Raw genomic sequence first — 13,380 nt, 5'->3', positions numbered from 1 at the left:
AAACCTCTTTTAAAGTTATTCTTTGTTGGTATTGTCCCAAACATGGACCGACACGTAAACAATTTTTCAATATTAAAAGTAACTTAAACACTAAAAATTCAGAAATATATCTGAATATTTTACTTTGCCTCTTTTAAGATTTTAATATTTTATCTATAAGGATTGGATGAAAATGTTAAGAGTAATTATCCTAAGTTTTAAAATATTTTATTTAAGTTTTTCAGCTTACTCCAGTGAAACGAGTATAGACAGTAAAACAAAAGCACTAATTGAATTGGCCCCACAGATGGCCAAGGCACGTAATTTTCCAGATGTTGTTTACATCACTCATGCGATAGGAATTGATCAGAGTTCAATTCAAGAAATTTTAAAAAGTGATAATTCTGCTCAAACAAAGTACTTAAAAAAAATAATTTCTAGGTATCACAAACTACTTCAACCACCCTATATTGATTTAATCACTCAGCAAGAACAGAGCGTTATTAACAACGCACAACTACATCTTATTCACAATATAAGAAAACAACTTCGTCATTCGCAAAGAAGTTCCACAAAATTTGAAAAATATAAGGAATACTTACGGCGTCGAGATAATCAATTTGATTTTGAAATCAGTGACTTAATTAGATTAATGAAATATTTCAATGCTCATATGAGTGTAGCACAGTATGACAAAAAAAGAGGTTTTATTTGGGCCATAGACAACATGCTGAGCATTGGTAGAGAAGTTCATCAGGAATTTCTTTATCTCAACAATAAATCATCCCATGTCTTTGAACAAATAATTCTCTATGAGAATTCAAAGTCTAATTCTTCTGAACTTCTAAGTGATTATTTCATAACAATGTCATTGCTAGGACCTGAAAGCACTTCTCGTTTAGGACACGAATATCTTAGAGAGGCACTTGTTAAAATTGAAAATTACATTCTTAAGGAAAAACCGCTTTTAATAAATAGTGAAGAGCAAAAAAAGTTGATCTTAAAAAGACTATTTAAGTATATTAAGCAATTTGAAAACCAAACCACTTTTATCAAAAAAAACCCTCAACAAAAGCTAAGGTTCCAAAACATTTTTCTCTTCTTATCCATTTATCCTACCGAAGAATTTGTGAATTATATTCTTAGTAGTCTAAAATCCAAAAGAACAATGAAGATCTACTCACAAATGAGTGGTCTTGATAATTTATTAGCTTCTGCAATTTTGAAGATGACTGATCCTAGAGAAAATTATCTTGGTAAGTCAGAAGTTTCGAATGCTTTGAAAAGTGAAATGCACGGCCTTAGAACAAATGTGTTACAATATCTTAATGAAAACGGTGATTTCAGATATTTTGAAAAATCTAAGCAAAAAGGGATGACACTATCCGAGCTTAAGGGGAAAATCACATCCCCCCTTAAGCGTTGTCAAGAATGGTTCGAAGATAATTTTTAACCATTATCACCAATAGACGCAACCGGACAAGCTTCCATTTGCTCAACGCATAAATCAATTTCTTCCTGTGTTGTAGGCTGCTTTTTAACAAAAGCATTTCCATCATCATCTTCAGCAAAAAAATCTGGAGCTCCTGTATAACAAACATTACACGCAATGCATCCTTCTCCATTCTCATCATCTGGATCAGTGCAATAAAACTTTCCTTCAACATTTGAAGAATGTTTCATATCCTTATTGGCCATAAATTCTCCTTCTAAAACCTTTTTGTACCGACATAATAGCATGGTATTTGCCATTTTTTTACATTTTTGAGACATTGCCATTCTATTTTTTTGGAGTGTTAAGGAGAAAACAAATGAATAAAAATGCCTATGATTTAGCTCATCTTTGGGTGAATTCCTCCATTATTAGTGAAGAAGATAAGGCCGAGATACAAAAGCTCATCGACCTTAAGGATGATAAAGAAATTGAAGAAAGATTTTATAAGCAATTAGAATTTGGAACGGGTGGGCTCAGAAGTATTTTAGGTATGGGCCTTAACAGAATGAATAAATACAATGTTCGCAAGGCGACCCAAGCAATGGCAAATGTAATTAAAAGAACCTTTCCAAGTGAAGTAAACTCAGTGGCCATTTCTTACGATTCTAGAAATTACTCATTCGAGTTTGCAAAGGAAGTTTGTAGCGTACTTTCAGGTAATGGAATTGTGTCATATATATTTGAAAGGATGAATCCGGTTGCTCTTTTATCATTTTCTGTTCGTCACCACAATTCAAAGGCCGGCATCATGATCACGGCCAGCCATAACCCACCAGAATATAATGGTTTTAAAGCATTTTGGTCGGATGGTGCTCAAGTCACACCTCCTTATGACAAATACATTATTGATGAATTTAATAAAATTCAGGATTATTCAGAAATTTCATTTAAAGATTTTAATGAAGGTGTGACAGAAAAAAGCATCATTTGGGTAGGAGAAGCTGTTGAAGACGTATATTTTGCGTCCTTAGAAAAGTGGCACGTGAATCCACAACTGTGTCAAGAATTTGGGCCACAATTAAAGATCGTTTATACTCCCATTCATGGAACAGGACTCATTCCTTGTAAAAGAATACTTGAAGATTTAGGTTTTTCGAACCTTCATATAGTAGAAGAGCAGTCATTACCAGATGGAAGTTTTCCAACCGTAAAAAGTCCTAATCCAGAAAACCCCGAAGCATTAGAGCTTGCAGTAAAAAAGATGAAAGAAATTGATGCTGATATTGTGATGGGATCTGATCCAGACACCGACAGATTAGGTGTTGCTTTTAGAAATGATGGTGAAGTCATATATTTAAATGGTAATCAGATAGGTATTTTAATGATTCACTATATTCTTACTAATCTCAAAGAACAAAATAGACTGCCCTTGAATCCGTACTATGTTAAAACTATTGTTACTTCAGAATTGCAAACAACGATAGCTCAAAAATTTGGAGTAGAAGTCTATAATACACTCACTGGCTTTAAGTGGATTTGTGGAAAAATGAATGAAATAGAAAAAACAAATCCAGAAAAAAACTTCTTATTTGGGACTGAAGAGTCATTTGGTTATCTAAATCACAATAATGTGAGAGATAAGGATGGGGTGAGCTCCCTCGCTTTAATGGCCGAGATTGCTTTATGGTATAAGAGACAAAATCTGAATCTTTTGCAAGGACTTGATAAAATTTATGAAGAGTATGGATTTTCATCAGAAAAACTACTTACTTTAGATTATTTGGGTAAGGAAGGTGCGGAGAAAATCCAAAGGATCATGGAATATTTTAGAACGTTTAAATCAAATGAAATTTGTGGAGATAAGATTTCAAAATTGTCAGATTATCAGCAACAAAAATCAATAAATTTTACAAATTCAAAAAGCGAGAGTTTAGATTTACCTAAAAGTAATGTATTAGGTTTTACATTTACTTCTGGTGACAAACTTTTTCTAAGGCCTTCGGGTACAGAGCCAAAAATAAAGTTTTACCTTTTATTTCAGGATAAGGTGGGAAAACTAGAAGAGAAAAAGAAACGAACCAATCAAAAGATAGATAAGTTTCTAGCTTATTTGAAAGATACGGTGAAGGAGTTATAGGATGAAGTCAGAAGATCTCGCAATTGTTCTTGTGAGTGGAGGCATGGATTCATTGGTTAGTGCAGCTATTGCAAATGAAAATCACCGTCGTCTCGCTTTTTTACATTTAAATTATGGGCAGAACACTGAGAAAAAAGAGCTTCATTGTTTTCATTCAATTGCAGATCATTATGGCGTTCCAAAAGAATTAAGAAAAGTGATTGATATTACATTCTTAAAACAAATTGGAGGGAGTTCTTTAACTGATGACAAAATTGAGGTTAAAAATTTTAAAGGGGACTCAAAAGAGATACCTGATAGTTATGTTCCCTTTAGAAATACTCATATTATGGCCATGGCCGTCTCATGGGCAGAAGTTATTGGTGCGAAAAAGATTTATATTGGAGCAGTTGATGAAGACTCCTCTGGATATCCTGATTGTAGACCAAGTTATTTCAAGGCGTATAATAAGCTCATAAAAGAAGGTACAAAAAATGGAGATATAAGCATCATAACTCCGGTAATTGAGCTAAAAAAAGAAGAAATCGTCAAGAAGGCCATTGAGCTTAAAGCACCTTTGGAAAAAAGTTGGTCTTGCTATGCTCGAGAGGAGAAGGCGTGTGGAGTTTGTGATTCTTGTGCATTGAGATTACGTGGTTTTCAAAGGGCGAATTTGGAAGACCCAATTCCATACGAAAAAAGACCCAACTATACCTAAATGAAACTATTGCTTTTAACATTTATTTTTTTTCCAAATTTTTGCATCTTTGCGGGAAATTTTCCAGTTTTTCCTTCTCATTTTGAAGGATGTTCAAATTTTTTTAGATTAAATACCAAAGATTTTGACAATTTAAGATTGTATTTCATACTTGATAATTCTATTGATATGGGCTTGGCGATAGAAGAGGCCAAGAAAATCTCACGCGAATTAGAAAATACACTTTTATCTCGATTCAATGCTTTCAATATTTCATTTTATACATTTAATTCTGATGGATTGATGGAAGTTAATCGAAATTCATATACGAATGCTGTAGCTGAAGGTTTTCCAAATTACAAAAAATCTATGAACGATTTAAAAAAAATATTATATGAATCGAATAAAACAGAAGGTAAAATAGTTTTTGTACTTGGACAATTTAAAGACTTAAACTCCAAGACTTTGCTTCGAAACTTTGATAATGCCATAAAACTGTCGGACGCCGCCTTTTTTATCCAAATTCAAGATTCTCATAGAAAAGATGATACTTCTCGTTTTTTAAATTTATCAATTGCTCTAAGAAGTAAACACGATCATTTTAATTACATATCTCATTCAAAAAAATATTCGTTTGCTGAAAAAATTCAATCAAATATAAAGATAGTTGCCGTTCATAGAATATTGAGAGAAAAATTAAAAAAAATCATTGAGTATTATTTTTTTTAAAGCATGTATATCCGAGATATTCGGTTTATTAAAAGAATCACATGAAAATTTTCAATTAGTTAATTGACCATAAAATTTAAATATTTATAGAAAAAAATTCCTCGAGTCACTCACTCCCAAGGCCGCTAAAATATATTGATAGGATGGTAAAATATGAATCAATCTTTAAACGATTTTCTGAAATCTTTTGGACTATTGGACAAAGAAGGTAATCTTCGTTCAGATTTAACAAAAGAGAGCTTAAAAAAACTTTATGATTCCTACGCAAGTGCGACTGAACAAGTTGAGAAATTAAATACGATTTTGGATCATACTCCCTGTACTATTTCATGGATTAGTACTGATATGAAATATCTAGGTGTAAATAAAACACTTGCTGATATTGTTGATATGAAGCCTGAAGATTTCATCGGGAAAGAAGTTGGTTTTTACACTCAAAACGGAAATTTCAAAAGGTTTGTTCAAGAGGTACTAGATTCTGAGGATGTCCAACTTTCTGAAGAAGCTGATATTGAAATAAGAGGAGAATTAAGAAAATTTTGGCTTGTTGGAGTAAAATATTCTGAGCAAAACAAAATTTTAGTTATAAGTTTTGATACAACTAAATTAAAAAACTTAGAGAATTACATCACAAAATCGTCTCGTTTTGCTAGCCTTGGAGAAATGCTTGCAGACATTCTTCATCAAGTTAACAATCCACTCACAGTACTTATGAATATTACAAAATCTTTAGAGAGATCTATTAAAACAAATGAACCTCAAGATAGAACGATTTATACTCTCATGCGTATGGAAAAAACGATCAGTAGGGTTAAACAGATCGTTCAGGGTGTAAAAATATATGTTCGACCAGTAGATAACTTAGATAAAGAAGAGCATTGTATTTCTACAATATTGGAAGATTCTATTTTACTGTCAGATAGTACTCTTAAGAACAAAGATATTTCAGTTGATGCCATATTTCCGTTTGAAGAATATACTGTAAAATGTCATTATGGAGAATTTTTGCAAGTTTTTGTAAGCTTACTAGCAAACTCAATTGATTCAATATCAAAAGAACAACCCCAACGATTGATAAAAATACATTTTAATGATGAAGGTGATTTTCTTGATATGTTCTTTAGTGATACAGGTAGCGGAATTCCTGAAAAAATTCAAGACAAAATATTTGATTCCTTTTTCACGACTAAAGGAAATCGTTCAGGAAGAGGTATTGGGCTTGGTCTTTGTAAGGAAATTTTAAACAGTGCTGATAGTAAATTGTCCCTTGTTAAACCAATCGAAGGTTTCAATACAACTTTTAAAATAAGAATGCCAAAAAAATTATCGTAACTTTTGAAGAAATTCTTGAAATGAACTCACTTTATATTCTAAAATCTTGGAATCTATTCCTTTTTTGATATCACTCAATATTTTGGGCCCTTGGAAAATAAAACTAGAATAAATTTGAACAAATGTCCCACCCTCTCTCCAAAAATCATAGATTTCTTCGAAACTTGAAAAACCACCGACACCGATTAAATCTAAATTCATATTTTCAATACGTTTTAAAATATGAGAACGAATTTTTTTGCTTTTCGGAAATAAGATTTTTCCAGACATTCCTCCTGTTCCATACTCAGGCATTATCGTAGTATTAGTTGCAATAAGACCTTGAATATTAAAATCATTCACAAGATCAATTATCGAATCTAGATCTTGTAAATTTAAATCAGGAGATACTTTTACAAATAAAGCTGGATCGTCTTTTTCTCTAACATCAACGATTGATTTTAAAATATCTTCTAATCCTTTTGAAGTTTGTAGATCTCTAAGTCCCGGAGTATTTGGTGATGAAACATTCACAACAATATAATCTGCTTGGTCTTTAAGAAAAGTGTATGACTTTTGATAATCTCTCCACGCCTCTTCGCTTGAGGTCACCTTATTCTTTCCAAGATTGATTCCTAAAGCTTTGTTATTCCTATTTTGTCCAAGAATATTTTGGCGCATCTCCTCCATTCCGTTATTATTAAAACCCATTTGATTTCTAAGATTTTGCTCATCAGGGTAGCGAAATAATCTTGGCATAGGGTTTCCGGGTTGTGCAAGGGGTGTAACAGTACCAACTTCAATAGCACCAAAATAGAGTTTTGATAGGAATGAAACGGCCTTTGAGTTTTTATCAAGTCCAGCGGCCAGTCCGATTGGAAAGGGCCAGGACATATTTTTTCCGAAACATTTATACTTTTCGTCTTCTCCAATATTATTTTGGCAAAATACTTCCGATGTTTTAGGAAACTTACCCATTAAATTAATTATCAAATTATGAGCTACTTCTGGATCAATTTGAAACAAACATTTTTTTAGGAGTGAATACATTTTGGATCTCAATTATTAGTATAACATGACGTAGTCACCTTCTAATACAGATCCTCCCGAATGTAAAATAGCAACTGCGCCATCAATCCCCACATAATCTATAACTTCGACGGTTCCTTTAATTTCACCACGTGAAACTCCAATTAATGCACCTGTTTCTGGATCAAAAATATCCTGTCCTTCGGTAATGACTTTTAAAATATCAGAAACTTGAATTCCACTTTTTCTACCAGCATTAATATAAATCTTGTTGCCGACAATTTTGGCCACTCTTCCTATCCATTCTAGTTTTTTTGAAAGAGATAAAAGTTTTGGAATGGATCTTCTAACTGCGATTCTCACTGAATATCTCATTAGATTTCTGCGATTAAGAAGTTGATCTTCGCGTGCTGTTTTAAAAAACTTATAAGAAGATTCGTCAGCTAAACCTCTCAATACATCCGTGTATATTTCTTTATTACTGTTGACATCAAAAATACGTATTTCCACTTGTGACTCTGAGTATGATTTAGTTTTTCTTACAAGTCCAATTTCATCGGTTTTTTCTCTGACTCTGGCCTCAATTATTCTTCCGTAGATGACAAAGTTAATACCTGCTACCTTGGCCCTACGCGAGAGTTGAACCAGCTTAACTCCCCCACCTGAATATATTTCTTTGGAAGTTCCAAACATGTTTTGATCAACAGGGTCAAAAATGAACTCTCCTGTTCTAAAAAGTTCATTTTGCAGTTCACTGCTTGCAGTTAACGCCAAATCATCTCCACCATAAGGGGCCTCGTTGAAGAAAGGTAAAATGGAAACTTTCTTTTTTACACCACTAAAAGTTTCATTAACTGCTTCCTGAGGGGGTAATCCACCAATACCTCTTTGTTTAACTTTGGGCATTGAACATGAGGTTAGTAAAATAATAAAGATGGTAAAATGATTTAAATAATTTTTCATATCTTTTCCTTGGTCAAATCAGTTTGAACAGGAGTAGAGTTTTCAGTTATGTATTTCAAAATGAGAATTCCCATATTCTCCTTGTTAGGAAAGGCCATCAGCATATTTGTATTTAACTTTGATTGATCTATTTTCAATAAAAGTTTATTCAAATCCTCTTTCTTTCCAGTATACTGAATGGCCAGAATGCCTTTACTTCCAGAATAGGTTTTAATCATTGATTTTAAATTTAATATTACCCCTACATTAGTTAGATGGTCATTTACCTGAATTAAATCTTTGATATTTGTCAGACCATTAACTTCGAGAATAAAACGAGAAGAATTCATTGGGATTTGGGCCAATGTGGGTCTTATTTTCAACAAGTCCTGTAGAGGAAGTTGATAAGAAAAACTAGCAATGAGTGAACTTAGTTTATGATCGCTTTCAAATTTAAAAACTTTTTCAACTCTTGGATAATCTGCACTAAGTATAACTTCTGAATTGTTTAAGTCTAAATATAGAAATTTTGCGCTAATTTCAAAAGCACGTTCATCCTTTTTCTCATTATCGTCAATTCTTCTATATTTAAGTTGAATATTGAGCCAAGAGTTATTTTGAAAATCTTGTCCAATTGCACTACTTTCACCAGTCATAAGTTGAGCATTTGTAGACATCTGAAATACGTAGTCTTGAAGCATCTTTTTCCGAGACGAATCGGCAATTATAATTTCACCTAATTTTTCTTTAAAATTATCAACTAACCACTGTTGCCAATATTGTTCAAGTACAGATGTGAAATCATCAGATTTTTCAACCCCTAACTCATTCCAGCTTGTTTGTTGAAATTCATAGTTCACAGTGAGATAAGTTTTTTCAAACTGCAAACCTTGGCCTGATCTTGTGAAATATTTATAAATTTCATGAACTTGTTTTGAATCAACAAGAGCAGAGAGAATTAAAAACCTTGAAGAGGCCGATCTTGTCGCCCTGCTCTTTTTTTTGATTTCATAAGATTTGATGGCCTTACGAATATTGCCTAATTTTGCACGCATTTTTAACTTAATGAGTCGAAACTCTTTATCAAAGGCATCTTTCTTAGCTGGATCAACATCTGCTTTTTTATCTTCACTACTTTCCGGAGGGTTAATACCATATTTTTTTTGTAAGCGATCACTTATAGGATTTAAATTTTCTGCGAGTCTTTCTTCAAATTTTTGCCAGAATAAATCTGAATCAAGTCCCATCTTCTTCATCTCTTTATCTAAGACATCTTGGAACGCTGAGGAAAGAAGCTGCTGATTAATAAATTTCAATGAATCATCTTCGTATGCGTAAAATCTCCCTTCTCCATTTGTCATTTCCGCTAGTAGACTCATAGATATAAACATCAATAATAAACTAATTTTAAATTTCATCAGATCATTCCCACGTTTTCTATTTTTCCGTCGATGATGAATTTTACACTATCATCCTTCAATACGTCATTGATTTTCGCGGCCAACTGTGGCGTAGGATTCACTAAATATTCCTCGCCAAGTTTTAAGCGCCCCTTACTCAAATTATCATCAAATATGATATGAGTAGGAGCAGTACCTCTATAACTTAACAGTATTTGACGAAGTCGATTAAGCCTCGACTCATTGAAATCTTCGAGCTTTATATTAATCCTTACTCCAGTCACTCTTTCTTCTGCTTGATCTTTAAGTTTTTGAATTTTTATGGGGAAAAATTTTCTTGGATCTTCTGCCAAATTCACCTGTCCCTTCATGACCATTGGCTCATTGGAATCTAATAAATGTTCAAACTCACTAAATGTGCGCGGAAAGACAATGCATTCAATTTTACCTGAAAGGTCTTCTAATGTGGCAAAGCACATTTTATCGCCCTTTTTAGTAATGATGTTTTTCTTCCCTGTAATTAATCCGGCCAGTGTCATTTCCCTTTTATCATCTCCAACACAGTCATGAACTTCCTTAATACTCATTGACGACATCTGCGTAATTATATCAGCAAACTTATACAAAGGATGCCCAGAAACATATATTCCCATTAACTCTGCTTCATAATTCAACTTTTCCTGATCATCAAAGTCAGGTACCTCATCCAAATCAAGAAAGGCCATGGGATTAATATTGCTCTCACTCAACAAATCAAAAAGATTAACCTGCCCCATACTTTTTTCTTCTTGTTTTTTCTGGGCATACGTCACTACAAGTTCAATATTTTCAAGCAGAGTTTTTCTATTTAGATTTTCACAATTATCAAATGAACCCACTTTAATAAGAGACTCAATGACTCTCTTGTTAACGGCCTTTAAATCAACTCTTTCACAGAAATTAACAAATCCTGTGTAAGGACCATTTTCTTCACGCTCTTTTACTAATGCGTTTACAGCTGATTCTCCAACATTTTTAACTGCGCCCATACCAAATCGAATGTTTCCATCCACAACGTTAAATGTCCAAAGAGACTCATTGATATCTGGAGGAAGAACTTCAATATTGTATGATTTAACATCATTTATATAGGCCGTTACTTTGTCCATATTACTAAGCTCTGTACTAAGAAGAGCTGCAAAAAACTCGGCCGGATAATATTTTTTCAAATAGGCCGTTTGATAAGCAATTAGTCCATAGGCAACCGCATGTGATTTATTGAATCCGTAAGCCGCAAAGTTGGCCATCAACTCAAAAAGATCGACGGCCTTCTTCTCATCAAAACCATTTTTCTTGGCACCATTTCGAAAAATTTCTCGATGGCGATCCATTTCTTTAACTTTCTTTTTCCCCATGGCCCTTCTAAGCATATCTGCTTGGCCAAGAGAATAACCCGCAACAATTCGAGCAATATTCATTACTTGTTCTTGGTATACAATGACACCATATGTATCCTTTAGAACTGGTTCTAACTGCGCAAATGGAAACACCATTTCTTTGCGGCCATGTTTTATTTCAATAAAATCATCAACCATTCCAGATTCTAATGGTCCTGGTCTGTATAAAGCGTTAATTGCAGTAATATCATCCAGGGTTCCTGGCATGATTCTCTTGCATAGATCAATCATTCCTGAAGATTCAAGTTGAAATACACCTATCGTTTCACCACGAGAAATAAATTTATAGACTTCTTCATCTTCAATATCTATTTCTTCAATATCAAAATGAGGATTGTGATCTCTACGAATGAACTTACATGCGTAATCAATCACTGTGAGAGTTTTAAGTCCCAAAAAGTCAAATTTAACAAGTCCGATTGTTTCAGAAAAATCTTTATCAAATTGAACGACTTGCTCCCCTTCTCTTCCCCTAAAAAGTGGACAATAATTAACTAGTGGTAAGCTTGTGATAATGACTCCTGCTGCGTGTATGGAAGCATGCCTCAAAAGTCCTTCTAATCTTTTTGAAATATTTATTATTTGCCTAATTTTTGGATCATTATCCATGAGTTCTTGAAACTTTGGTTCAAGTTCAAGGGCCTTATTAAGAGTTATTCCAAGTTCATCTGGAACAAGTTTTGAGAGCATATCTGCTTCAGAATAGGGTAAAGCATAAACACGAGAAACATCTCTAATAACGGCCTTTGCTTGAAGTTTTCCAAAAGTTATGATTTGTCCAACTCTTTCGGAACCATATTTTTTCGTTACATATTCGATGACCTCTTGCCTTCTCTGTTGGCAGAAATCAACGTCAAAATCTGGCATTGAAATTCTTTCTGGATTAATAAATCTCTCGAAGAGTAAATTATAGGGAATTGGATTGATATTTGTTATTTCTAAAGCATAAGCAACAAGGGATCCAGCACCAGAGCCTCGTCCTGGGCCAACAGGTATTCGATTTGATTTGGACCATTGTATGAAATCAGAAACAATTAAGAAATATCCAGGAAAGCCCATTTCAATAATCATATTGATTTCGCCTTCCAGTCGCTCATAATATTTCAATTTCTCTGTTGATTCCCAATTTTCGCTAGCTACCAGTTTAGAAAAATGAGGGCCTTGAAATCTTTTCTCTAATCCTTCCCTAGAAACTCTTCTGAAATAGTCCTCTGTACTCTCACCAGAGTCGATTGGAAAGTCGGGAAGATGATAGATTTGATTACCTTTTTCATCTGTCCAAATCAGCTCAACATTACATTTATCTGCAATTTCTAGAGTGTTATCACAGGCCTGAGGAATATAAGAAAAATTATGTCGCATTTTTTCAGGCGATTTAAAATAAAACTCATTGGTAGTAAGCTTCATTCTCTTTTCATCTGCAAAAGTTTTTCCTGTTTGAACACAAAGGAGGACTTCCTGGGCCGAAGCATCCTCGGCCGTAAGGTAGTGACAATCATTGGTGGCCACGACTTTTAAATTGTGCTCTTTTGCATACGCAATGACCTTTTTATTGACCAATGACTGTTCAGGTATTCCATTTTCTTGAATTTCTAAATAGAAATCATCACCAAAAATTTCGTGTAATTTGTGAATAGCACTAATCGCTCTTTCATCTTGTTCAGTAAAAAAATTGTACCCCACCTCACCTTTCAAACAGGCCGTAGTACAAATAAGTCCTTCAGAGAATTCTTTAAGTATCTCGATATCAGCACGCGGTTTATAATAAAAACCTTCCAAATAGGCCTTTGAGAGAAGCTTACACAAGTTCTCATAGCCTTTATTGTTTTTGCACAAAAGAATTAGATGATGGATATGATGTTTGGATTCCATTTCATCTTGTGAATCAACTACTTTAGATTTTTTGGGCGCTCTCTTTTCAAAACGAGAACCTGGAGTGAAGTAAATTTCACTTCCCAAAATTGGTTTAATACCTGCGTTTTTACATTGTGAATAAAAGTCAATTGCTCCGAACATATTACCATGATCAGTTTGAGCAACGGCCCTTACACCCATTTCTTTACAAGATTTAATCAAATCGGGAATACGAATTGCGCCATCAAGTAATGAATACTGAGTATGTAAATGCAAATGGACAAAACTATCCGGGTAATCTTTTTGTAAATTAAGACAAATGTCCTCTCCAGACATGACGCCCCCCTTCATATATGGCCATTAAACCATTTGTTCACTTTTCTGTCAGGACTTCACGAGTCGACTTAGGGCAAAAATCAAACTTAACACTTTGAAACTTAAAAGTCGTTTAA

At 33.7% G+C, this 13,380-nt stretch carries 10 protein-coding genes; 5 read left to right on the top strand and 5 right to left on the bottom strand.

The genetic code is table 11. The features are described 5' to 3' along the window. Nucleotides 1-166: 166 nt before the first annotated feature. Nucleotides 167-1,432 (top strand): hypothetical protein, encoded by a 1,266-nt coding sequence (locus tag H6622_15010; protein MCB9062830.1) that lies wholly within the window; start codon nucleotides 167-169, stop codon nucleotides 1,430-1,432. Here the strand turns inward: H6622_15010 and H6622_15005 are convergent. Continuing rightward, nucleotides 1,429-1,677, bottom strand: coding sequence for a ferredoxin (locus H6622_15005; protein ID MCB9062829.1), 249 nt, complete (start codon nucleotides 1,675-1,677; stop codon nucleotides 1,429-1,431). The genes H6622_15010 and H6622_15005 overlap by 4 nt on opposite strands. Nucleotides 1,678-1,790: 113 nt before the next feature. Here H6622_15005 and H6622_15000 point away from each other — a divergent pair, with 113 nt between their 5' ends. The 4 genes from H6622_15000 to H6622_14985 all read left to right on the top strand — a co-directional run bounded on the left by H6622_15000 (nucleotide 1,791) and on the right by H6622_14985 (nucleotide 6,288). Then, complete coding sequence (locus H6622_15000; protein ID MCB9062828.1) at nucleotides 1,791-3,551, top strand: phospho-sugar mutase; 1,761 nt, start codon at nucleotides 1,791-1,793, stop codon at nucleotides 3,549-3,551. Between the two features lies 1 nt (nucleotide 3,552). Then, nucleotides 3,553-4,248: a 7-cyano-7-deazaguanine synthase QueC gene (gene queC / locus H6622_14995; protein MCB9062827.1), complete on the top strand. Its 696-nt coding sequence runs from the start codon at nucleotides 3,553-3,555 to the stop codon at nucleotides 4,246-4,248. Next, a complete protein-coding gene (locus H6622_14990) occupies nucleotides 4,249-4,956 on the top strand; it encodes a hypothetical protein (GenBank protein MCB9062826.1) in 708 nt (235 codons plus the stop codon). A gap of 153 nt (nucleotides 4,957-5,109) precedes the next feature. Then, nucleotides 5,110-6,288 (top strand): HAMP domain-containing histidine kinase, encoded by a 1,179-nt coding sequence (locus H6622_14985; GenBank protein ID MCB9062825.1) that lies wholly within the window; start codon nucleotides 5,110-5,112, stop codon nucleotides 6,286-6,288. Here the strand turns inward: H6622_14985 and H6622_14980 are convergent. The 4 genes from H6622_14980 to dnaE are packed head-to-tail and all read right to left on the bottom strand — an operon-like array spanning nucleotide 6,280 to nucleotide 13,264. Next, nucleotides 6,280-7,317: a quinone-dependent dihydroorotate dehydrogenase gene (locus tag H6622_14980; GenBank protein MCB9062824.1), complete on the bottom strand. Its 1,038-nt coding sequence runs from the start codon at nucleotides 7,315-7,317 to the stop codon at nucleotides 6,280-6,282. The genes H6622_14985 and H6622_14980 overlap by 9 nt on opposite strands. Before the next feature lie 15 nt (nucleotides 7,318-7,332). Then, nucleotides 7,333-8,259: a hypothetical protein gene (locus tag H6622_14975; protein MCB9062823.1), complete on the bottom strand. Its 927-nt coding sequence runs from the start codon at nucleotides 8,257-8,259 to the stop codon at nucleotides 7,333-7,335. Beyond that, nucleotides 8,256-9,617: a hypothetical protein gene (locus H6622_14970; protein MCB9062822.1), complete on the bottom strand. Its 1,362-nt coding sequence runs from the start codon at nucleotides 9,615-9,617 to the stop codon at nucleotides 8,256-8,258. Before H6622_14970 ends, H6622_14975 begins: the two co-directional genes overlap by 4 nt. A gap of 38 nt (nucleotides 9,618-9,655) precedes the next feature. Further along, on the bottom strand, nucleotides 9,656-13,264 hold the full coding sequence (gene dnaE, locus H6622_14965; protein ID MCB9062821.1) for a DNA polymerase III subunit alpha: 3,609 nt from the start codon (nucleotides 13,262-13,264) through the stop codon (nucleotides 9,656-9,658). Nucleotides 13,265-13,380 lie beyond the last annotated feature (116 nt).

Source organism: Halobacteriovoraceae bacterium (assembly GCA_020635115.1).
Lineage (GTDB): Bacteria > Bdellovibrionota > Bacteriovoracia > Bacteriovoracales > Bacteriovoracaceae > JACKAK01.
The sequence above is the reverse complement of the archived record's forward strand: the minus strand, read 5'-3'. Positions and strand labels throughout refer to the sequence as shown.